Consider the following 22,433-nt stretch of genomic DNA (forward strand, 5'->3'; position numbering starts at 1 on the left):
CCGCTATCGACTGCCGGAGTTGGAGCTGCCGCGATAGAGATACGAATACCCGTACGAGGTCGACGGCAGGATCAGGTTCAGCACCCGGTTCCACTGCACCAGCGGCACCGGATCGACATAGACCACGTCCTTCGGCCGGAGGTCGAAACCATCGGCCATGGCGATGGCCGTCGGCGTGCGCGCGTTGAGGTGGAAGATCGACTGGCCGCCCTTGGCTTCGTTGCGGATCACATAGATCTGCAGCGGATTGGCCGTGGTCAGGTTGACGCCGCCGGCCTCGATCAAGGCATCGCTCAGGCTGAGCCGGCCATTGCGCATGAGGACGCCCATTTGACTCGTCACCTCGCCCATCACCACGACCTTGCTTTCTTCGCGGCTGCGCACGTACAGCATGTCGCCCGGCTTCAGGGGAATGCGGCTGGGGTCGATGCCGGCATCCGCCATCGCCAGCAGATTGAGCTGCGTCATCTTGCCGTCGCGCGTGAGCATGACGGCGGAACGGTCGCCGGCGGGAGACACGCCGCCGGCGCGATTGAGCGCCTCCGCGAGCGTCATCGGGATGTCGCTGAACAGCATCAGGCCCGGTGTCCGGATCTCACCGTCCATATAGGCGCGCTTGCTGCGGAAGGCGTTGACGCGCACGCTCAGCTGCGGGTCCCGGTAGACGCGCGACAGGCGCTTGACGAGGGCGGCCTCCGCCTCCTCGATGGTCATGCCCGAGACCACCAGCGAACCGATGTACGGAAAGCTCAACTGGCCCGTGGCCGAAACGATGTAGCCGGGCGCAGCCGCCACGCTGGCGCCGTCGCCCCCGCCAGAGGGCGGGGCGCCCGAACTGTAGGAAATCTCGGGATGGTCCAGGACCGCGATACCCAGCACGTCGCCGGGCCCGATCCGATACGGGCCGGTCTCGCCGACCAGCTTCATGACGTCGGGACCGAGCGTCGTTGCCTTGATGGCAGCACGTTGAGCCCGGATCAGTTCGGGGGTGATTTCGGTCAAGGCACCAGCCGGCGGCGGATCGATGTCGGCCGTGGAAAAGCCCGAAGGCGAAACGGCCGACGCGGCATCATTGCTCGCTGAACTGAAGCCCGGCGCCAGCGGCGCACAGCCTTGAACCAGCAAGCCCACCGAAGCCAGCAGCGCGACATGTAGTAAGAAATGCTTCAAGTGCAGCTCCGCATCGTGACCCTGGAATGAATACTTTTGCAAACAGTTACGACTGTACATCAGTATGGGTGCGGGTTTCAAACCCTTCGTCGGCTTAGAGCTTAAGGCAGAGAAATTGTCCTACACGATGCCCAAATAGCACGATCCCGGGCGTTTTCGAAGCGGGTGCGATCTTGCGATGCCCCAGGATCGGGCCCTGCATGCTATTGATTCAATAGCAGCATCACCAGCTGCCGCAGGCCCTGCTCAGGGACTCTCCGTTTGGGCCGCACGTTTCCAGGCGGCCGATGCCTGGTCGGCGTCGTCGCGCGCTTCGGCCAGTTGCGCCAGCGCCTGCCATGCCCTGCGATGTAGGTAGGTGTCCTGCAGGGCCAATCCGGCCTGTGTGAGCAGCTGTTGCGCCTTGCCCCACAGCTGGCGCTTCATGCAGGCCATGCCGGCCAGGTACTGCAGGTTGGCATCGCGCGGGTTGTTCCGCTGCGCGGATTCGATGCGTGCCAGCCAGTCGGCATCGACCGAGTCGAGGCCGGCTTCGAGCGCACGGACCAGTTTCACGCGCAAGGATTCGCCCAGGCCCTGCGGATGCTGGACCATGCGCTCCCAGACCGGCAGCAGCCAGGCCCGCGCCAAGGTCAGGTCACCGCGCAGCGCCACCATGCGCTGGGCCGCATGGATGGCGACCTCGGGCATCTCTCGCTCCGAGGGTTCGAACTCGCTCCAGGCGCGCAGCAGCTGGGCCGGATCGTGGGCGCCCGACAGCAGCTCGGTGGCGAGGCCGCGCACGATGCTCTGCGCCGCCGCCTCCGAGAAGGCCCGGTGCTTGGCCAGCAGCCGGGCGGTCTCGAGGGCTTCCAGCGTGCGCCGGTCCTGACGCGCGGCCTTCAGGCGCAGCCGCAGTGCCAACGTGCGCCTCTGCGCACCCTGCGGCAGCTCACCGAGCCGCGCCAGGGCGGCCGGGGCGTCGCGATCGTCGAGCGCCCAGCGGGCCGCGCGCAGCTGCACGCCTTCCCGCGTTTCGGGCGAGAGCTGCGGGCCGCGCTCGGCGCTCTCGTTGAGCGCCTGCTGCAGATGCGCATCGCGTGCCGGACGGTCCTGCAGCGATTGCGCGCTCTCGGCCGCCAGCAGGTGCGCGATCACGCGGACCTGCAGCGCCTGCGGCAGGCGGGCGTCGAGCGCGGCCAGCCGACGCTCCTGCGACAGCGCCGCCTGGGCCGCCTTGCGGGCTCGGGAGAAGCGCCCGGCCAGCAACTGCGCCGCGGCATCGAGCAGCGCCGCATGCAGCGCACGCTCCTTTTGCTGCAGCCGCCACTGGCGCGCCTGCTTGGGCAGCGAGAACAGGGCGGCCAATCCGCGCAGCGCCAGATGCAGCAGCACGAAGGCCGCGAACAACAGCAGCAGCACCAGGTTCAGCGACAGGTCGACCCGCCAGGGCGGCCAGAAGACCGTGATCGTGCCCTGGTTGTTGCCGGCGAACAGCGCCACCGCGGCGGCGATGCCGAACAGGGCCAGGAACCAGAGGGCGGCGCGCATGGCTTCGGGCCCGCCCTAGCGCCCTGCGGCCGCCGTGGCGAGCGCGGCCAGGGTCTCGTCGACCCGTGGCGGCTCGCTGGTGCGGATCTGCGCCTGCACCTGCTGCACCAGCGTGGCCGCGGCCTGGACCCGGCGCGACGCCGGATCGAAGTAGCGGTTGATCGCCGCCGAGACGGTCGCCATCTCGCCGCGCGCGGTATCGACCTGCCGCGACAGCAGCGCCAGCCGGGCGTTGAGCAGCTTGAGCTTGAGGTTCTCGCGCAGGAAGAAAGTCTGTTCGGGCGTCAGCAGCACCGCCTCGGGCCGCTCGATGCGCCCCACCCGCAGCAGCGAGCGGGCCTCGGTGCGCACCATCATCAGGAAGCGCTGCCACCAGGGTGCATTGGCCGGCAGCGGCTCGACCTGCAAGGTGTCGAGCCCGCCGCCGCGCGCCGCCACGGCGTTGAGCGCCGGCAGGTCGTCGACCATGCGCATCAGTTCGTCGAGCTTCTGCAGCGCATCGCCGTTGTCGGCGCTGGCGCTGCTGCGCAACCGGTCGGCGTCATGCTGCATGGCGCGCTGCAGCGGCGCCAGCCGCGGCTGCCCGGCCCTGGCGATGCGCGTGTCGCCAGCCTTGAGCGCGGCCAGCAGCGGCTGCACGTTGCCGGTGACCTGGGCCTGCTGCAGCGCCAGCCGCACGGCCGCCTCGATGTCGATCACGAGGTTCTCGTCGCGCGAGCGCGACAGGCTCTGCATCAGCTCCTCGAGCTGGGAGCGTTGCAGCGCCACTTCGCCGACCCGGGTCTCGGCCAGCGCCAGCCGGGCGGCCGTGTCGCGCACGACCTCCTGCGCCTGGCGCGCCAGGGTGCGGGCCTCCAACGACTGCGACAAGGCATCCGCGCTCTGGCGGGCCAGTTGTTCCTGCATGCCGCTGACCTTCTGCCACAGCGCGAGCGCCATCAGCAGGGCCACCACGGCGACCAGGGCGAGAAGGCCGAACGCGAGCCGCGACAGCAGCGCCGCCGCGGCCGAATGGCCGAGCGGCAACGCAGCCGGCACCGGCGCGCGCGATGCGGGTTCCGGCAAGGGCTCGTTGAAGACAGGCGCGTCGCTCATGCCAGGGATTCTATCGACGCGACCAATGCCGACAGCGACGGACGCGAGACCTGCACGCGGCCGAAACCGGCGGCGCGCGCGGCCTCGGCGATGCGCTCGTGCGTGACGAGCGCACGGGCCTGCTGCCAGCCGGCATCCGGCATCAGGCGGCAAAGATTGGCGATCGCCTCCGAGCTGCTGAAGAGCCAGGCGGCGGCCCCGCTGGCGCCCTCCGCCGCCAACCGGCGCTCGGCCTCGCCGAAGGGCGGCGGCAAGCGGCGGTAGGCGGCCACCGCATCGCAGGCGCCGCCCTGGGCCAGGATCTCGCGGGCCAGCCAGTCACGTCCCGTGGCCTGCCCCGCGGCATCGCCGCCGCGGACGATGAGGATTCGGACGCCCGGACGAACCTGGTCCGCCACGCGGGCCCAGAGGTGCTCGGAATCGAACTGCGCCGCATCGGCGGGCGGGGCGTCGATCGCCGCCGGCGGCACACCGGCCGCATGCAGCCCGCGCACGGTGCCGGGACCGGTGGCCCAGAAGCGCAGGCGCGCCGGCAGCGGCAGGTCGATGCCGCGAAAGAAGTGCTCGGCCGCCGCGGCGCTGACGAACATCAGCGCGTCGTAGCCCGACAGGCGCCGCCAGGCGGCCTGTAGCGGCGCGGGGTCTTCGAGCGGCGCGATCGCGATCAGGGGCAGCGCCACGGCGTCCACGCCGGCGGCGCGCAGGTCGTCCACCCAGCGCGCGGCTTCCGAGGCCGGTCGTGTGATCAGCAGCATGGACGAACCGAAAGAGGCCTCATCCCTGCAGCAGACGCGCCGCGGCCTCGCCCAGCGCCGTGGCCTGGGCCGCATCGGCGGCCTCGGCCACCAGTTGGGCCCGCACCAGCGGCGTCAGGCCTTCGGGGTCGCCCAGCGCGGCGTCGATGCGCAGGCGGCCGTCGGGCTGCCAGCGCGCGTGGGCCGCCAGCGGCATCGAGCAACTGCCGCCCATCGTGCGGCTGACGGCGCGCTCGGCGGCGGTCGCGAGGCCGTCGCGGCGGCTGTCGAGGGGCGCCAGCAGCGCCAGCAGATCGGCCCGCGCGGCCCGGACCTCGATGCCGAGTGCACCCTGCCCCGCCGCCGGCAGCATCGTGTCGGGTTCGAAGCATTCGCGGATGCGGCTCTCCAGCGCCAGCCGCTTGAGCCCGGCGGCGGCCAGCACGATGGCGTCGTACTGGCCTTCGTCGAGCTTGCGCAGCCGGGTGTCGAGATTGCCGCGCAGGGGCTCGATGCGCAGGTCGGGCCTGAGCGCGCGCAGCAGCACCACGCGACGCAGGCTGGAGGTGCCGACCACCGCACCCTGCGGCAGCTCGGCGAGCGAGGCGTAGCGCGGCGACACCAGCGCATCGCGCGGGTCTTCGCGCTCGAGCACGCAGGCCAGCGCAAAGCCCTCGGGCAGGTCCATCGGCACGTCCTTCAGCGAATGCACCGCGATGTCGGCACGCCCGTCTTCGAGCGCGGTTTCGAGTTCCTTGACGAACAGGCCCTTGCCGCCGACCTTGCTGAGCGAGCGGTCCAGGATCTGGTCGCCGCGGGTGGTCATGCCCAGCAGTTCGACCGTGTGGCCCTGTTCTTGCAGGAGCGCCTTGACGTGTTCGGCCTGCCACATGGCCAGGCGGCTTTCGCGCGTGGCGATCACGATGTTGCTCACGACCGTTTTCCAAATGAGAAAGAGACCGGAGGATGCTAGCATGTTGCGCCGCAGCAACGTCGGCGCATCCCCAGTCCCCGAGGAGAAGTTTCGAATGAAGACGAGCCCCGCACCGGTTGCCGCGAAGCGCCGGACCCGTGACGAAGACCTGCCGCTGATTGCCGACATCCGGCTCCTCGGGCGCATCCTGGGCGATGTGATCCGGGAACAGGAAGGCGACGAGAGCTACGCGCTGGTCGAGAAGATCCGCACCCTGTCGGTGGCCTTCCGGCGCGATGCCGACCATGCCGCGGACCGGGCCCTGAAAAACCTGCTGAAAGGGCTCAGCGCGGCCGAGACCGTGAGCGTGATCCGCGCCTTCACCTACTTCAGCCACCTGGCCAACCTGGCCGAGGACCGGCACCAGATCCGCCGCCGCACCGAGGCCGAGCGCGCGGGCGAGAGCGCCGAGGGCAGCCTGGAGACGGCGCTGGCGCGCATCCGCAAGGCCGGCATCAAGCCCGAGGCGGTGGTCGAGTCGCTGGCCCACAGCTATGTCTCGCCGGTGCTCACGGCGCACCCGACCGAAGTGCAGCGCAAGAGCATCCTGGACGCCGAGCGCGCCATCGCGCAGCTGCTCACGGCGCGCGACGAGATCGCGCTGCGGCAGCGCGCCTTCGCCGGAAGCAAGGACGCGCTGACGCCGATCGAGTACGCCGACAACGAACGCCAGATGCGCACCCGCGTGACCCAGTTGTGGCAGACCCGCCTGCTGCGCTTCTCCAAGCTCACCGTGGCCGACGAGATCGAGAACGCGCTGAGCTACTACGAGGCGACCTTCCTGCGCGAGATTCCGCGCGTCTATGCCGAGCTCGAGAAGGCCCTGGCCCATGGCAGCAGCGTGCCCGCGGTGGCGCCGTTCCTGCGCATGGGCCAGTGGATCGGCGGCGACCGCGACGGCAATCCCAACGTGACCGCCGAGACCCTCGAATACGCCCTCAAGCGCCAGAGCGAACTGGCGCTGCGCCACTACCTCACCGAACTGCACTACCTCGGCGGCGAACTGTCGCTGTCGGCCGGGCTGGTCGACGTCTCGATCGAGATGCAGGCGCTGGCCGAGCGCTCGCCCGACAAGAACGAACACCGGGTCGACGAGCCCTACCGCCGGGCGCTGACCGGCATGTACGCGCGACTCGCCGCCACCTTGCGCGAGCTCACGGGCGGCGAGGCCGCGCGCCACGCGGTGCGGCCGCAGAACCCCTACGCCACGGCCGAGGAACTGCTGGCCGACCTGCACACCATCGAGGAGTCGCTGGCCGACAAGCACGGCAGCGTGCTCGCCGCGCCGCGCCTGCATCCGCTGATCCGGGCGGTCGAGGTGTTCGGCTTCCACCTGGCGACCGTCGACCTGCGCCAGAGCTCCGACAAGCACGAGGCGGTGGTGGCCGAGCTGCTGGCCACCGCACGCATCGAGCCCGCCTACGCCGCGCTGTCCGAGGAGGACAAGCAGGCGCTGCTGCTGCGCCTGCTCGACGACGCCCGGCCGCTGCGCGTGCCCGACGCCGACTACTCCGCGCTCGCCAGGAGCGAGCTCGCGATCTTCGCCGCCGCCCGCACCGCGCGGGCGCGCTTCGGTGCCGCGGCGATCCGCCACTACATCATCAGCCACACCGAGACCGTGAGCGACCTGCTCGAGGCGCTGCTGCTCCAGAAGGAAGTGGGCCTGCTGCGCGGCACGCTCGCCGACAACGCCACCTGCGACCTGATCGTCGTGCCGCTGTTCGAAACCATCGAGGACTTGCGCAACGCGGCGCCGATCGTGCGCGCCTTCTACGCGCTGCCGGGCATCCACGCGCTGATCCAGCGCTCGGGCGCCGAGCAGGACGTGATGCTGGGCTACAGCGACAGCAACAAGGACGGCGGCATCTTCACCAGCAACTGGGAGCTGTACCGCGCCGGGCTGGCGCTGGTGGCGCTGTTCGACGACCTCAATGCACACAGCGGCGTGGCGATCCGGCTGCGGATGTTCCACGGCCGTGGCGGCACCGTGGGGCGCGGCGGCGGTCCGAGCTACCAGGCGATCCTCGCGCAGCCGCCGGGCACGGTGCGCGGCCAGATCCGGCTGACCGAACAGGGCGAGGTGATCGGCTCGAAGTACGCCAACAGCGAGATCGGCCGCCGCAACCTCGAGACGCTGGTGGCCGCGACGCTCGAGGCCACGCTGCTGCCGACCGCCAAGGCCGCGCCCGCCACCTTCGTCGCCGCGGCGGCCGAACTGTCGGCGGCCAGCATGGCCGCCTACCGCGCACTGGTCTACGACACACCCGGCTTCGGCGACTACTTCTTCAGCGCCACGCCGATCCGCGAGATCGCCGAACTCAACATCGGCTCGCGCCCGGCCTCGCGCAATCCGAGCCGCAGCATCGAGGACCTGCGCGCCGTACCCTGGAGCTTCAGCTGGGGCCAGTGCCGCCTGACGCTGCCCGGCTGGTATGGCTTCGGCTCGGCGATCGAGCGCTTCCTCGCGCAGGCGGCCAACCCGGCCGCGCGCAAGGAACGCCAGGCGCTGCTGCAGCGCATGTACGCGCAGTGGCCCTTCTTTCGCACCTTGCTGTCGAACATGGACATGGTGCTGGCCAAGAGCGACCTGGCCCTGGCCTCGCGCTACTCGGAGCTGGTGGCCGAGAAGAAGCTGCGACAGAAGGTGTTCTCGATGATCGAGGCCGAATGGCACCGCACCTCCGACGCGCTGACGCTGATCACCGGCGCCAGGCAGCGCCTGGAAGGCAACGCCGACATGCAGCGTTCGATCCGGCACCGCTTCCCCTACATCGATCCGCTGCACCACCTGCAGGTCGAGCTGATGCGCCGCTACCGCGCGGGCCAGGTCGACGAGCGGCTGCAGAAGGGCATCCACATGTCGATCAACGGGGTGGCGGCGGGCCTGCGCAACACCGGCTGAACTGGCGCGAGCGGACACTGTCCGCGATCTCCTACACCCATTCACGGCCAAGCGGAAATAAAGGCCATGGCAGAGGGAGTACCCTGACCCGCACGTTCACAGCTCTCGCAATCGCGCGGCGGCTTCAGGGTCGTTCACAGGAAAACTCCGCCATGTCATCCTCGCAATCGCTTGTCCGTTCCCCGATCGACTTCGTCAGCGGCGACTTCGACGCGCTGGCTTCGCACATGCGGCATTGCGCACGGGCCCAGGGACGATGGTTCGCGGTCCGCAGCCATCTGCAGCAGGTGCGATCCGTCGCCGCTGGCCGCATCGTGACCATGGCCTGCGTGGCCGGCGTGCTCGCCATCGGACTGTTCGCCTTCGCTTGAGTGCCGCGGCGGTCGTCGACCGGCTCGACACCCTCAGCCAGTACGCACGCGCACTCCTGCTCGGGCCGCACGAGCCGGTCGAGGCCCCGATCCGCGCCGAGCTGTTCGGCGCCCAGCGTTTCGCACAGCACGGCCACAGCCTGGCGCGGGCGCAGGCGGTGCAGTCCGCGGACGCGCGCGGCGACGGCAACCCTTTCTTTCCGAGGGTCGACAAGAACCTCGAGTCGCTGCGCAGCGCCTACGACTACATCGCGCTGATCTCGCAGAGTGGGCGCTATGTGTCGCCAGCGGCCGAATGGCTGCTCGACAACTTCCACCTGGTCGAGGCGCAGCTGCAGCAGATCCGCGAAGGCGTGCCGCGCCGCTACTACGCGCGCCTGCCGAAGCTCGCGGCGCCGCCGCTGGCCGGGCTGCCGCGTGTCTACGGGATCGCCTGGGCCTACGTGGCGCACACCGACAGCGTCCTCAACAAGACGCTGTTCACGGCTTTCCTGGATGCCTACCAGGACATCGACGAGCTCACGCTCGGCGAACTCTGGGCGCTGCCGACCACGCTGCGCGTGGTGCTGCTCGAGAACCTGCGCCGGGTCGCCGAAAGCATCGCCGAGAACAAGGTCGCGCGCGAAGTGGCGCACGCGGCCTGGGACGCGGCCGATTCGCTGTCGTCGCACGAACTCGACGTGCTGTATCGCGCACTGCAGAGCCGCGGCATGCAGGACAGCTACCTGACCCAGCTATGGCAGCGGCTGCCGGTCGAGCAGGGCGAGCATCCGCCCGCGCTCGTCAAGTGGTGCGAGCAGCACTGCCCGAACGGCCCGGCGCTGATCGCCGATGCCCAATCCGCGCAGGCGGCGGCCAACCTCACGGTCGGCAACATCATCACGACGCTGCGCATGATCGGCCAGGTCGACTGGGCCGACCTGATCGAGCCCGTGAGCCGCTCGCTGCGGGTGCTGCGCGAGCTGCCGAGCTTCGGCCGCGAGAGCGAACTCACGCGCCAGCAGATCACGCAGGCGATGGAACAGGTGGCGCGAAGCACCAGACAAACGGAGCGCGAGGTGGCACAGGCCGTTGTCGGCCTGGCGCTGCAGGCCGCCGCCGATGCCAACGTCCCCGACGTCGCGCAGCCGGCCCGCGGGTCGAGCGCCGAACGGACGGCCGGCTACTACCTGTTCGGCGAAGGCCGCCCGGAACTGGTCGCCGCGCTCGCACCGGCACGCAGCGATGGCAAGGCCGCGGCGGTGCGGCGCCGCCGCCAGCCCGGCAACTGGCGCCTGGCGCTCTACTTGACGGCCATCGCCACCGGCACCTCGCTGCTGCTGGCCGCCGCGGTCCACGGCCTGAACCGCAACGGCTGGCCCGACGCCGGCTGGACCTCGGTGGTGGCGCTGGTGCTGCTCGCCTGGCCGCTGTCCGAAGCGGTGATCGCGCTGGTGCACCGCATCGTCGCGGAATCGACCCGGGTCCGGGCCCTGCCAAGGCTCGAATTCGCCGACGGCATTCCGCCGGCGCACCGCGTGCTGGTCGTGGTGCCTTCGATGCTGAGCTCGATCGAGGCGAACGCGCAACTGGCCCGGCGGCTCGAGCTGCACTGGCTCGCCAACCGCGAAGACCAGGCCCAGTTCGCGCTGCTCACCGACTGGTCCGATGCCGACCAGGCGTCGATGCCCGCCGATTCGCTGCTGCTGGACGACGCCCTGCGCCGGATTGGCGCGCTCAACGACACCTATCCCGCCACCGGCGCGCGCTTCCTGCTGCTGCACCGGCCGCGCACCTGGTCCGAGACCGAGCAGCGGTGGATGGGCTGGGAGCGCAAGCGCGGCAAGCTCGAGATGCTGCTGCGCCTGCTGGCCACCGGCGACGCCAGCGGCTTCGTCGCGCAAGCCGGCGGCGCCGGGCTCGCCGACCGCATTCCCTACGTGATGACGCTCGACAGCGACACCGGCCTGCCCCCCGGCACGCTGCGCGAGCTGGTGGCGGTGGCGGCGCACCCGCTGAACGCGCCGCAGACCGACCCCGCCGGCCGGCGCGTCACGGCCGGCTTCGGCATCTTTCAGCCGCGCATCGTCACACCGATCCCGGAGCGCGAGGAGCGCTCCCCGTTTCACTGGATGTTCGCCGGCCAGTGCGGCCTCGACCCCTACAGCAACAGCGCCTCCGACATCTACCAGGACGTCTTCGGCACCGGTTCCTTCACCGGCAAGGGGCTGCTCGACGTCCAGGCGGTGCACGCCACGCTCGACCGCCGGCTGCCCGACGGCGCGGTGCTGAGCCACGACCTGCTCGAAGGCACGGTGGCGCGCTGCGCCGTAGTGAGCGACCTGGTGCTGGTGGAGGACCATCCGCATCACGCCGGCGTGGCCGCCTCGCGCGTGCATCGCTGGACCCGCGGCGACTGGCAGCTGCTGCCGCTGATGCTGCGCCCCTGGCGCTTCGGCATCGACGCACTCGGGCTCTGGAAGATGAGCGACAACCTGCGACGCGCCCTGGTGGTGCCGGCCTCGGCGGCGCTGCTCGCCTGGGTCCTCTTCACGGACGCCCTGCCGCTGTCGTGGGCGTTCGCCGCCGTGGCATCGGCCCTTGTGCTCGGCCCGCTGCTCGGGGCGGTGGCGGGACTGGTGCCGACCCGGCGCTCGATCGAGCTGCCGCATTTCTTCGATGTCGGCGGCACCGAACTGTTGCGCGCAATGGCCGGCGCGTGCTGGCAGTTCGTGCAGCTGGCGGCGCAGGCACGCCTGCTTCTGGACGCCAGCGCGCGGGCCGCATGGAGGCTGCTGGCCAGCCGGCGGCATCTGCTCGAATGGACCACTGCCGCGCAGGCCCAGGCGCAGGCACGCTACGCGTTGAGCGATTTCGTGCGCGGCTCGGCGCTCACCAGCGCAGCCTGCATCGCGCTCGCGCTGGCATCGCTCCGGAGCCCGCACCCCTGGCTCGGCGCCTCGCTCTTCGCGCTGTGGGCGCTGGCCCCGCTGGCGGCCTGGTGGAGCAGCCGCACACCGACCGGTTCCGCGAGCGACCTCGAACCCGAGCACCAGCGCTATCTCGAGACCCTGGCACGCGACTGCTGGCGCTTCTTCGAGCATGTCGTCGGCCCCGACGACAATCACCTGCCGCCCGACAACCTGCAGCTCGAGCCCGAGCCGACCCTCGCGCACCGCACCTCGCCGACCAACATCGGCATGTACCTGCTGGCCTGCTGCTGCGCCCGGGAGTTCGGCTGGATCGGCACCCCGGCGCTGGCCGGGCGGCTGGCCGCCACGCTCGACGCCATCGACCGGCTCGACAAGCACCAGGGCCATCTCTACAACTGGTATGACACCCGGAACCTGCAGAAGCTGCCGCCGGCCTATGTGTCCAGTGTCGACAGCGGCAACCTCGCCGGCCACCTGATCGCCGTGGCACAGGCCTGCCGCGGCTTCGCCGCCGAAAGCAGCGACGGATCCGCAGCCGCGGCGCTCGAGGCGCTCGCCGTGCGCTGCGAGACCCTCTGCGCCGGGATGGACTTCAGCGGGCTCTACGACACCAAGCGCCACCTGTTCCACATCGGGCTCAGGGTCGACGACAACCTGCTCGATGCCAGCTACTACGACCTGCTGGCCTCCGAGGCGCGCCTGCTGAGCTTCCTCGCGATCGCCAAGGGCGACGTGCCGCGGCGCCACTGGATGGCGCTCGGGCGGCCGTTCCTGTCGGTCGGCGTGCTGCCCGGGCTCAAGTCCTGGTCGGGTTCGATGTTCGAGTACCTGATGCCCACGCTGGTGATGGCCGAGCCCGAGGGCGGGCTGCTCGAGGTCGCGATGCGCGCCGCGATCGGCGAGCAGCAGGTCTTCGGCAACGCCCAGGGCCTGCCCTGGGGCGTCTCCGAATCCGCCTACTTCGCGCAGGACCATTCGCTCGCCTACCAGTACTCGCCCTTCGGCGTGCCGCGGCTCGCGCTGCGCCGCACGCCGCCGGCCGACCGCGTGGTGGCGCCCTATGCCAGCGCGATGGCGGCGGCGATCGCACCGGTCGACGCGGTCGCCAACCTGCGCCGGCTCGAATCGCTCGGGGCGCGCGGCGAGTTCGGCTTCTACGACGCGGTCGACTTCACGGTCTCGCGCCAGACCGAAGGCCAGGCCTTCACCGTGGTGCGCAACGTGATGGCACATCACCAGGGCATGTCGCTGGTGGCCTTGTGCAACGCGGTGCGCGGCGGCGCGGCGCGGCGCTGGTTCGGCAGCGCGCCGCTGGTTCAGGCGCACGCCGCCCTGCTGCACGAGCGCACGCCGCGCCAGATCATCGGCAGCGCCGATCCGCGCACGCCGCCCGAGCCGGCCACCGGCGAGGCGGCGCCGGTGTTCCAGCCGCGCACGGTCGATCCCATGGGTGCCGGTTTCCAGCCGACCCACCTGCTGTCGAACGGCCGCTATACGGTGGCGCTGCGCGCCAACGGCGCCGGCGTCAGCCGCTGGCGTTCGTTCAACGTCAGCCGCTGGCGCGACGATCCGCTGCGCGACGGCTACGGCAGCTTCTTCTATGTGCGCGACACGCAGACCCACGCGCTGGCCTCGCTGACCGCGCTGCCGGCGCCGGGCCCCGACTGGCGCTACCGCGCGCGCTTCCTGGCCGACCAGGTGCAGTTCGAAGCCAGCGGCCCGGGCCTGCAGGCGCGAACCACGGTGCTGATCAGCCCCGAGGACGACACCGAGCTGCGCACGGTCGAACTGCACAACACGGGCAGCGAGGCCCGCATCCTCGAACTGATCTCGTACTTCGAGCCGGTGCTGTCGAACCCGAAGGCGGACGAGGCCCATCCGGCCTTCGCCAACCTGTTCGTCGAGAGCCGCTGGGAGCCGGGCTGGCGCGCACTGCTGATGGCACGCAAGCCGCGCCTGCACGGCGATCCGGTGGTGGCCGCCGCGCACTTCGTCGCCGCGGTCGATGCGCAGGTGCTGGCGGTGGACTGCATGACCGACCGCCGCGCCTTCATCGGGCGCAACCGCACGCTGGCCGAGCCCGCGCTCGACGCCCAGCCGCTGGCCGCCGACGGCACGCCGGTCAACGGGCTCGACCCGATCGCCTGCCTGCGGGTCACGCTGTCGATCGCGCCGGGCGCCAGCGCGCGCCTGACCTTCGCGACCGCGGCCGGCGACAGCATCGAGGCGCTGATGCCCTGCATCGACCGCTACCTGCAGCCGATGCACGTGGAGCGCGCGACCCGGATGGCCGCCACCCTGGCGCAGGTGCGGCTGCGCGACCTCAGCATCGACCCGGCGAAGAACCTCGCGCTGCAGGACCTCACGACCATCCTGACCTACACCACGCCGCGCACCATGCGCGACCGTGGCCTGATCGACCTGCGCCAGATCTGGCGCTTCGGCATCTCGGGCGACAAGCCGATCGTGCTCGTGACGATCCATTCGATGGCCGGCATGGGCCTGGTCGACACCTTGCTGCGGGCCCAGCCCTGGTGGGGCTTCGGCGGCGTCGCCTGCGACCTGGTGGTGATCAACGGCGAGCCCCATTCCTACCTGATGCCGCTGCAGCGCGACATCGAGGCACTGCGCAGCCGGGTCGCGCAGCAGACTCAGAACAGCTTCCCGCGCAACGATGCGGCCGGCTTCTACCTGCTGCGCGACGCCGAACTGACGCCGGCCGAAAAGGCCGCGCTGTCGAGCCTGGCGCGGGCCGTCTTCACGGCCGACGGGCGCACGCTGGAGTCCCAGGTGGCGGCACTGCGCGAATCGGCGGCCCCACCGTCCGAAGGCGCGGCGGCGAGCCCGGCGCTGGCGATCGCCCGGCTTCCCGCGATGGCGCACATGGCCGACGCGGCGACCGCGCCGCAGGGCGCCTTCGATGCGCAGAGCGGGGAATTCCGCTTCGAGGTCGACGTCAATCGCCGCACCGCGCGGCCCTGGGTCAATGTCATTGCCAACCCGAGCTTCGGCTTCCAGGTCTCCGAAGCCGGCACCGGCTACACCTGGGCCACCAACAGCCGCCTGCACCAGGTCACGCCCTGGTCCAACGATCCGGTCCAGGACCCGGCCTTCGAGCACTACCTGCTGCAGGATCTCGACAGCCGCGAACTGCTGCCGCTGACGCCGGCCGGCCGGGGCGGCGCCGCGGCCAGGCATCGGGTGCGGCACGGCCAGGGCTACACGGTGTTCGAATGCCTGCACCGCAACGTGGTGCTCGAGACCACCTTCTTCGCCGATCGCGAGGAGCGGATCAAGCTGGTCCAGGTGAAGCTGCGCAACGAAGGCGTCGGCGCGCGCCGGCTGCGCGCCGTCGCGATGGTCGAGTGGCAGCTCGGCGCGGCCCGCGGCGAACGGCGCACGGTCCACACCTGGAAGCCCGAAGACCTGCCCGCCGTGTTCGGCCAGCAGCGCGAATCGAGTGCCGGCTTCGGCGGCAGCAGCGGCTTCGTCGCCATCGCCGGCCTCGGCGGGGCCACGCAATGGACCAGCGACCGCAGCGAGTTCTTCGCCGGCCGCGGCAGCATCGAGCTGCCCGACAGCCTGGCCGGGCGAGCCGGCAGCGGCCTCGATGCCTGCGCGGCGGTGGCCGGCGAGTTCAGCCTGGCGGCCGGCGCCAGCACCAGCTTCTGCTTCATGCTGGGACATGCCGACAGCGCCGAAGCCGCCGTCGACATGGCACGGCGCTGGCAGCAGCGCGACATCGGCGAAGCGCTGGCGCAGGCGCGCGGCTTCTGGGACGAACTGCTGGGCCGGCTGCAGGTGAGCACCCCCGACCCGTTGTTCGACGCCATGGTCAACCGCTGGCTGGTGTACCAGACGCTGTCCTGCCGCCTCTGGGCCAAGGCGGGCTTCTACCAGGCCGGCGGCGCCTTCGGCTTCCGCGACCAGCTGCAGGACGCGATGGCCTTCGCGCTGACCGACCCGCTGCGCCTGCGCGAGCAGATCCTCGTCAACGCGGCGCGGCAATTCCCCGAGGGCGACGTCCAGCACTGGTGGCACATGCCCGGCGGCGCCGGCGTGCGCACGCATTTCTCGGACGACCTGCTGTGGCTGCCCTTCGCCGCCGCCCACTACGTGGAAGTCAGTGCGGATCGCTCGCTGCTCGACGAGCGCGTGCCCTTTCTCGACGGCCCGGCGATCCCCGCGGGTGCCGAGGACGCCTACTACCCGCCGCGCACCAGCGAACAGAGCGCGAGCATCTACGAGCACGGCGCCCGCGCGATCGACAAGAGCCTTGCGACCGGCCTGCACGGGCTGCCGCTGATGGGCACCGGCGACTGGAACGACGGCATGAACCGGGTCGGCCACGAAGGCCGCGGCGAGTCGGTCTGGCTGGCCTGGTTCCTGTGCAGCGTGGTCGAGCGGTTCGCCCCCTTCGCGCTGGCACGCGGCGAGGGCGAGCGCGCCAAGCGCTGGCTGGCCGCCCGGCAGGGATGGATCGCCGCGCTGCACGCCGCCGGCTGGGATGGCGCCTGGTTCCGGCGCGCCTTCTTCGACAACGGCGCGCCGCTCGGCTCGTCGATCAACGACGAATGCGCGATCGACCTGATCGCCCAGGCCTGGTCGGTGCTCTCCGGTGCCTCGGACCAGACGCACACGGGGGTGGCCCTGGCGTCGATGAAGTCGCACCTGCACGACGAACGCCTCGGCCTGATGCGGCTGCTGGACCCGCCGCTCGCGCATTCGCCCAACAACCCGGGGTACATCCAGGCCTACCCGCCCGGCGTGCGCGAGAACGGCGGCCAGTACGCGCACGCCGCCGTGTGGGCGCTCATGGCGCAGGCCCTGAATGGCGACACCGAAGGCGCATGGGAGACCTTCGAGGGACTGAGCCCCGCGCACCGCGCGCACCATCCGGAGCGCGGCCCGCTCTACGAGATCGAGCCCTACGTGATGGCGGGCGACATCTACAGCGCCGCACCCTACGCGGGCCGGGGCGGCTGGAGCTGGTACACGGGCTCGGCCGCATGGCTGCACCGGGCGGCGGTAGAGACCCTGCTGGGCCTCTCGGTGCGCGGCGACCAGCTCGCACTGACGCCGCGCGTGCCGGCCCACTGGCCGGGTTTCGAGATCGCGCTGCGGCTGGCCGGCAAGCGATTCACGCTGCGGTTCGGAGACGCAGGAACGGCAGCGGCGACACACCGGGCGGCGATCGGCGAATGGGTGATCTGGCGGATGTGGCCGCAGGACGCGATCGTGCAGGTCGGATGAGCCGCGCCCGGCTCAATCCCCCAGGAGTTCCCCGATCGGCTCCAGGTCTTCGACGTGGTCGCAGACCGCCTTGACGACCATCATGATCGGGATGCCCAGCAGCAGGCCCCAGATGCCCCACAGCCAGCCCCAGAAGATCACGCCGACGAACACCGCCACCGGGTTCATGCGGCTGGTCTTGCTGGTGAGGATGGGTACCAGCAGGTTGCCGATCAGCGTGTGGATGACCAGCGAGGTGCCGCCGACCAGCAGCGCCATCTCGATACCGTTGAACTGCAGGAAAGCGACCAGCCCGGCGGCGGTCATCACGATCACCGAACCGATGTAGGGAATCAGGTTGGTGACCGCGGCGACGATGCCCCAGACCGCCGCGTTCTCGAGGCCGATCGCCCAGAACGCGAGGCCGGTGGCGACGCCCACCAAGGCGCTGGTGAGGATCTGCACCAGCAGGTAGCGCTCGATATGGCCCGTGATGTCATCGAGCACATGGACCGTGATCTTCTTTTTCTGCAGGCTGGGCCCCGTGATCTTGACCAGCTTGCGCCGAAAGGTGTCGCCGCTGCCGAGCGCGAAGAAGGTCAGGAAGGCCACCAGCGTGAGCTGGCCGGCGGCGCCGATCAGCCCGACCGTACCGCTCCACAAGTAGTCGCGCACATTGAAGGACGGCCGCTCGATCATCACCCGCGCCACGCCCTTGCGTGAAGCCACCTTGGCCGAGTTCTCCTCGGCCGCCTGCTCGAGCTGCGCCGCGGCCTTCTGGACGGTGTCGAGCGTGCTGGCATCGGCGCTGCGGGTGCTGGTGCGCATCGCCAGGCGCAGCTTCTGCGCCGCGAGGGGCAGCGAATCGACCAGCTCGCCGGCATTGCCGGCCAGCGTGTAGCCGGTCCAGCCGAAGGCACCGCCGAGGCCGAGCAGGATCACGGCCGCGCCGATCCAGCGCGAGACCTTCCAGCGTTCGAGGCGATCGACCAGCGGTGCGAGTGCGTAGGTCAGCATCAGGCTCACCAGCAGCGGGATGAAGACCGCCGCCGCCCAGCGCAGCGCGAAGACGCTGGCCAGCACCGCCAGCACCACCAGCGAGGCGCTGCGGACGTCGACCGGCATGTGCAGCATCAGGCGGTCAGGCTCCTGCGCTTCGGCCGCTGCGGCAGGCTCGGGGGCAACGGGCTCGGTCACGTGGCGTCCCTGAGCGCTTCGCGCACGCTCGACAACTGGCGCCGCGACACCATCACCGGCTCGGGAATGCCGTCGAGCCGCAGCGCCCAGCCTTCGGCGTCCTCCCCGTCGTCGTATTTTTCGAGGGTGCGGATGGCCGCGCGGGCCACCAGCGCGTTGCGATGGACCCGGACGAAGCGGGCCGGGTAGCGCTCCTCGAGCTCGGCCAGCGAACCGTCGAAGATGTGGCTGCGCGAGGCGGTCCGCACCGTCAGGTACTTGAGCTCCGACTTGAGATACAGGATCTCCGACAGCGGCACCCGCTCGGTGCGCCCGCGGTCCTGGATCAGCAAGACGTCCTGCGGCTCGGCGACCGGCGACCGCCGCTCCTTCAGGTAGCGCTCGGCCTTCTGCAGCGCCTGCTGCAGGCGCTCGGCGCGCACCGGCTTGGTCAGGTAGTCGACGGCTTCGAGCTCGAAGGCGGTGACCGCGTGGGCCGCATAGGCGGTCACGAACACCACCGCCGGCGCTGCCGGCCGGGCCCGGATTCGGCGCGCCAGCTCGAGCCCGTCGAGGCCCGGCATGTGGATGTCCAGCAGCACCAGGTCGAAGCGGGCGCGGGCCAGCTGGTCGAGGGCGCCTTCGCCATGGGCCGCCTCAGCGACGACTTCGGCCGGCGGCGACTGGCAGTCGGCCAGAAGATTGCGCAGGCGCGAGCGCGCCAGCGATTCGTCGTCGACGATGAGGGTGCGAAGTGGAGGCGACATGCTCATGGTTCAGCAGGAATGGCGATGCGGACGCGATAGCTCTTGTCGTCCATGCCGGCGCTGAACTGCGCCTGCATGTCGTGCAGCAGGCGCAGCCGATCGCGCACGTTGTCCAGCGCGATGCCGTGGCCACGCGGCAGCGGCGCATCGGCCCAGCGCAGCGGCGGCAGGCTGTTGATGACCTCGATCAGCACCATCGGGCCGCGGCGCTGGGTGCGGATGCGCAGCCGGGCGCCCTCGGGGCTCGGCTCGACGCCGTGCTTGACCGCGTTTTCGACCAGCGGCTGCAGCAGCAGGGGCGGCAGGCGGGCCCCATGGGCGTCCGGATCGATGTCCCAGCGCACGCGCAGCCGGTCGCCGAAGCGCACCTGCTCGATCGCCAGGTAGCGTTCGGCCAGCGCGATCTCGTCGGCCAGGGTGACCGACTCGCCGGGGTCGGCCAAGGCCTGGCGGAACAACTCGCTCAGGTCTTCGAGCATGGCCTCGGCCTTGGCCGGTTCCTGCCGGACCAGGGCGATCGCGCTGTTCAAGGTGTTGAAAAGAAAGTGCGGGCGGATCCGCGACTGCAGTTCCGCCAGCCGCGCCGTGGTGGCCGCCGGCGTCTGGCCGCGGGCGCGAAGCGCCAGCGCCGCCATCATCAGCCCGGCCAGCAAGGCGCCGGCCAGCGCGCTGGCCAGCCATGGCGCGTTGCCCACCACGCCCGTCAGCCGCAGCAGGCCGCAGCCATACAGGGCGGCCAGCGCGCCGAGCAAGGCACCGGTCGCATACTGCCCCGGAACCGGCAGCCGGGCCAGCAGGCGCTTCAACGCGCAGGTGGCGAGCAGCCAGGTCAGCGTGGCCGGCAAGGCGCCGCCGGTGACCGTCGCGGCCAGCAGCAGCCATTCGGACGGGGTCGAGACCGCGAACAGCGTGGCGACCGCCACCACCACCTCGACGAACAGCACCATGCGCAGTACAACCCCGGTCTGGCAGGCGTCGAACAGGGCCCTCGCGGGACGCGCGGGCCCCTTCGCCCTGGCGGTCGAAGGCGTGGCGGGGGGCGTCGCTGGCGACGCCGAAGGGGTGGCCGATAAAATCGACGGGTTGCGCATCACAGAAACAATGGGTGACAAACCCATTATTGCCTCCCGAACGGTTCCCATGACTCAAAACCAACTCGACAAGAAATCCGAAGCCTGGTCCGCCCTGTTCTCCGAACCCATGAGCGACCTGGTCAAACGCTACACCGCCAGCGTGTTCTTCGACAAGCGGCTGTGGCAGGCGGACATCGAGGGTTCTCTGGCGCATGCCGGCATGTTGGCAGCCCAGGGGATCATCGGCGTGCAGGACCTCGCCGCTATTCAAGGCGGGATGAAGCAGATTCGCGACGAAATCGAATCCGGCGCCTTCGACTGGAAGCTCGACCTCGAGGACGTGCACCTGAACATCGAGGCCCGCCTGACCCAGCTGGTCGGCGATGCCGGCAAGCGGCTGCACACCGGCCGCAGCCGCAACGACCAGGTCGCCACCGACGTGCGCCTCTGGCTGCGCGGCGAGATCGACCTGATCGGCGGCCTGCTGGTCGACCTGCAGAAGTCGCTGCTGGCACTGGCTGCGAAGAACGTCGAGGTCATCCTGCCTGGCTTCACCCATCTGCAGGTGGCCCAGCCGGTGAGCTTCGGCCACCACATGCTGGCCTATGTCGAGATGTTCGCGCGCGACGCCGAGCGCATGGTCGACGTGCGTCGCCGCGTGAACCGGCTGCCGCTGGGCGCCGCCGCGCTGGCCGGCACCAGCTACCCGCTGGACCGCGAGGCGGTGGCCCGGGCGCTGGGCATGGACGGGGTCTGCCAGAACAGCCTGGACGCGGTGAGCGACCGCGACTTCGCGATCGAATTCACGGCCGCCGCTTCGCTCGCCATGGTCCACATCAGCCGGCTGAGCGAGGAACTGGTGCTGTGGATGAGCCAGTCCTTCGGCTTCATCGACATCGCAGACCGCTTCTGCACCGGCAGCTCGATCATGCCGCAGAAGAAAAACCCGGACGTGCCCGAGTTGGCGCGCGGCAAGACCGGCCGCGTGGTCGGCCACCTGATGGCGCTGATCACGCTCATGAAGGGCCAGCCGCTGGCCTACAACAAGGACAACCAGGAAGACAAGGAGCCGCTGTTCGACACCGTCGACACGCTCAAGGACACGCTGCGGATCTTCGCCGAGATGGTCGGCGGCATCACGGTCAAGCCCGAGGCGATGGAGAAGGCCGCGCTGCGCGGCTACGCCACCGCGACCGACCTGGCCGACTACCTGGTCAAGAAGGGCCTGCCCTTCCGCGACGCCCACGAAACCGTGGCGCACGCGGTCAAGGCGGCGATCTCGCACCAGGTCGATCTGTCGGAGCTGCCGCTGGCCGTGCTGCAGGGCTTCAACCCGACGATCGAGAAGGATGTCTACGACGTGCTGAGCCTGCGCGGCTCGCTGAACGCCCGCGACATCCTCGGCGGCACGGCGCCGGCACAGGTGCGCCAGCAGATCGCCCGGCACCAGGCCCGGCTGGCCTGACAGGCACCGTGGGCGCCAACCGTGAAGTCCTGCGGCAATAGGCCGATGGACGGAGGGGGTCGACCGTCAGTTATGTTCCTAAATGTAAGAATGTAGTGCTAAAGTTTGGCATGCTTCGCGCTTACGAATTCGGGTGAACCCTGCCTTCGAAGCTGCTTCCAAGCGCCGAACTCCATGGAAAAACACCGCTGCGTCATCGTCATCCTGACCTTCAATTCCGCGTCGATCATTCGCGAGACCGTGGCGCAGGCCAAGAAAGCAAGCCCACACATCGTCGTGGTCGACTCGCATTCGTCGGACGGAACCCCCGCGATCCTCGAGGCGCTGGGCTGCACGGTCATGCAGCGCCCGTTCTCCAACTACAGCGACCAGCGCAACTGGGCCATCGCCCAGGTCGAGGGCACCTGCGATTGGCAGCTTCACCTTGACGCCGACGAGGTGCTGGACGACCGCGCGGTGGCTGAAATCAGTGCCCTGCTGGCGGGCCAGCCCGCCTTCGATGCCTACATGCTGCGTCGCCGCGACTATTTCATGGGCAGGATGCTGCGCTTCAGTGGCGTCAATCCGTGGCACCTGCGGCTGTTCCGCTCGGGCCTGGGCCGGTGCGAATCGCGGCTCTACGACCAGCACTTCATCAGCAGCGCGAAGCCGGGCCGCCTCGACGGCTTCATGCACGACAAGAACTCGGCCCGCCTGGCGGACTGGATCGCCAGCCACAACCGCTGGAGCGATGCCGAGGCCAGGGAAAAGCTGGGCCCCCGCGTCGCCGGAGACAACGTGCTCCAGCCGCGCCTGATGGGCGACGCCCGCGAACGCACCCGCTTCATCAAGGAGCTGTACTACAAGCTGCCGACCGGCATCCGCTCGCTCGGCTATTTCGTCTACCGCTACGTTTTCCGGCTCGGCTTCCTGGACGGCACCACAGGCTTCTACTTCGCCTTTTTCCAGGCGTTGTGGTTTCGCATGCTGGTCGACGCGAAGATGTACGAGCAACGCCATCAGCACCCAACGAACTGACCTCCCAGGGAGTGAC

13 protein-coding genes are annotated in these 22,433 nt (G+C 70.3%); 5 read left to right on the forward strand and 8 right to left on the reverse strand.

All coding sequences use genetic code 11. The annotated features are described in order from the left end of the window. Positions 1-3 precede the first annotated feature (3 nt). The 5 genes from QTI68_RS30260 to hemC form a co-directional block, all read right to left on the reverse strand. A complete protein-coding gene (locus tag QTI68_RS30260) occupies positions 4-1,170 on the reverse strand; it encodes a polysaccharide biosynthesis/export family protein (RefSeq protein WP_286526889.1) in 1,167 nt (388 codons plus the stop codon). Positions 1,171-1,416: 246 nt separating this feature from the next. Then, positions 1,417-2,700, reverse strand: a complete 1,284-nt coding sequence (locus QTI68_RS30265) for a heme biosynthesis protein HemY (RefSeq protein ID WP_286526890.1) — start codon at positions 2,698-2,700, stop codon at positions 1,417-1,419. Positions 2,701-2,715: 15 nt separating this feature from the next. Beyond that, positions 2,716-3,795 (reverse strand): uroporphyrinogen-III C-methyltransferase, encoded by a 1,080-nt coding sequence (locus tag QTI68_RS30270; RefSeq protein WP_286526891.1) that lies wholly within the window; start codon positions 3,793-3,795, stop codon positions 2,716-2,718. Further along, positions 3,792-4,550: a uroporphyrinogen-III synthase gene (locus QTI68_RS30275; RefSeq protein ID WP_286526892.1), complete on the reverse strand. Its 759-nt coding sequence runs from the start codon at positions 4,548-4,550 to the stop codon at positions 3,792-3,794. Before QTI68_RS30275 ends, QTI68_RS30270 begins: the two co-directional genes overlap by 4 nt. A 19-nt stretch (positions 4,551-4,569) precedes the next feature. Further along, positions 4,570-5,505, reverse strand: coding sequence for a hydroxymethylbilane synthase (gene hemC / locus QTI68_RS30280; RefSeq protein ID WP_286526893.1), 936 nt, complete (start codon positions 5,503-5,505; stop codon positions 4,570-4,572). A 52-nt stretch (positions 5,506-5,557) separates the two neighbouring features. On the opposite strand from hemC, the gene ppc reads away from it, so the two are divergent. The 3 genes from ppc to QTI68_RS30295 all read left to right on the forward strand — a co-directional run bounded on the left by ppc (position 5,558) and on the right by QTI68_RS30295 (position 16,940). Continuing rightward, on the forward strand, positions 5,558-8,404 hold the full coding sequence (gene ppc / locus QTI68_RS30285; protein ID WP_286526894.1) for a phosphoenolpyruvate carboxylase: 2,847 nt from the start codon (positions 5,558-5,560) through the stop codon (positions 8,402-8,404). Positions 8,405-8,556: 152 nt separating this feature from the next. Continuing rightward, a complete protein-coding gene (locus QTI68_RS30290; protein ID WP_286526895.1) occupies positions 8,557-8,775 on the forward strand; it encodes a hypothetical protein in 219 nt (72 codons plus the stop codon). After that, on the forward strand, positions 8,772-16,940 hold the full coding sequence (locus QTI68_RS30295) for a glycoside hydrolase family 94 protein (protein ID WP_286526896.1): 8,169 nt from the start codon (positions 8,772-8,774) through the stop codon (positions 16,938-16,940). Before QTI68_RS30290 ends, QTI68_RS30295 begins: the two co-directional genes overlap by 4 nt. A 12-nt stretch (positions 16,941-16,952) precedes the next feature. Here QTI68_RS30295 and QTI68_RS30300 read toward each other — a convergent pair whose 3' ends face one another. From QTI68_RS30300 to QTI68_RS30310, 3 genes are read right to left on the reverse strand one after another with little or no spacing between them, the layout of a single operon-like run. Beyond that, positions 16,953-18,116, reverse strand: a complete 1,164-nt coding sequence (locus tag QTI68_RS30300; RefSeq protein ID WP_286526897.1) for an AI-2E family transporter — start codon at positions 18,114-18,116, stop codon at positions 16,953-16,955. Continuing rightward, positions 18,113-18,862, reverse strand: a complete 750-nt coding sequence (locus tag QTI68_RS30305) for a LytR/AlgR family response regulator transcription factor (RefSeq protein ID WP_286526898.1) — start codon at positions 18,860-18,862, stop codon at positions 18,113-18,115. Before QTI68_RS30305 ends, QTI68_RS30300 begins: the two co-directional genes overlap by 4 nt. A gap of 2 nt (positions 18,863-18,864) precedes the next feature. Then, positions 18,865-19,953 (reverse strand): sensor histidine kinase, encoded by a 1,089-nt coding sequence (locus QTI68_RS30310; RefSeq protein WP_503011763.1) that lies wholly within the window; start codon positions 19,951-19,953, stop codon positions 18,865-18,867. 49 nt (positions 19,954-20,002) lie between these two features. On the opposite strand from QTI68_RS30310, the gene argH reads away from it, so the two are divergent. Next, positions 20,003-21,400 carry an argininosuccinate lyase gene (gene argH / locus QTI68_RS30315; RefSeq protein ID WP_286526900.1) on the forward strand — a complete coding sequence of 466 codons (1,398 nt, stop codon included), beginning with the start codon at positions 20,003-20,005 and terminating at the stop codon, positions 21,398-21,400. A gap of 174 nt (positions 21,401-21,574) precedes the next feature. Continuing rightward, positions 21,575-22,417 (forward strand): glycosyltransferase family 2 protein, encoded by an 843-nt coding sequence (locus tag QTI68_RS30320; RefSeq protein WP_286526901.1) that lies wholly within the window; start codon positions 21,575-21,577, stop codon positions 22,415-22,417. The last annotated feature ends 16 nt before the right edge of the window (positions 22,418-22,433 follow it).

The sequence above is a fragment of the Variovorax sp. J31P207 genome (assembly GCF_030316965.1).
Taxonomy (GTDB): Bacteria; Pseudomonadota; Gammaproteobacteria; order Burkholderiales; family Burkholderiaceae_C; genus Variovorax; species Variovorax ginsengisoli_B.

What these genes read in the sequence shown, in the direction of transcription:
- QTI68_RS30290 (WP_286526895.1), top strand. Translation starts at nt 8,557, where the DNA reads ATGTCATCCTCGCAATCGCTTGTCCGTTCCCCGATCGACTTCGTCAGC.
- QTI68_RS30270 (WP_286526891.1), bottom strand. Translation starts at nt 3,795, where the DNA reads ATGAGCGACGCGCCTGTCTTCAACGAGCCCTTGCCGGAACCCGCATCG.
- QTI68_RS30320 (WP_286526901.1), top strand. Translation starts at nt 21,575, where the DNA reads ATGGAAAAACACCGCTGCGTCATCGTCATCCTGACCTTCAATTCCGCG.
- QTI68_RS30305 (WP_286526898.1), bottom strand. Translation starts at nt 18,862, where the DNA reads ATGTCGCCTCCACTTCGCACCCTCATCGTCGACGACGAATCGCTGGCG.
- QTI68_RS30310 (WP_503011763.1), bottom strand. Translation starts at nt 19,953, where the DNA reads ATGCGCAACCCGTCGATTTTATCGGCCACCCCTTCGGCGTCGCCAGCG.
- QTI68_RS30265 (WP_286526890.1), bottom strand. Translation starts at nt 2,700, where the DNA reads ATGCGCGCCGCCCTCTGGTTCCTGGCCCTGTTCGGCATCGCCGCCGCG.
- ppc (WP_286526894.1), top strand. Translation starts at nt 5,558, where the DNA reads ATGAAGACGAGCCCCGCACCGGTTGCCGCGAAGCGCCGGACCCGTGAC.
- QTI68_RS30275 (WP_286526892.1), bottom strand. Translation starts at nt 4,550, where the DNA reads ATGCTGCTGATCACACGACCGGCCTCGGAAGCCGCGCGCTGGGTGGAC.
- hemC (WP_286526893.1), bottom strand. Translation starts at nt 5,505, where the DNA reads ATGCTAGCATCCTCCGGTCTCTTTCTCATTTGGAAAACGGTCGTGAGC.
- argH (WP_286526900.1), top strand. Translation starts at nt 20,003, where the DNA reads ATGACTCAAAACCAACTCGACAAGAAATCCGAAGCCTGGTCCGCCCTG.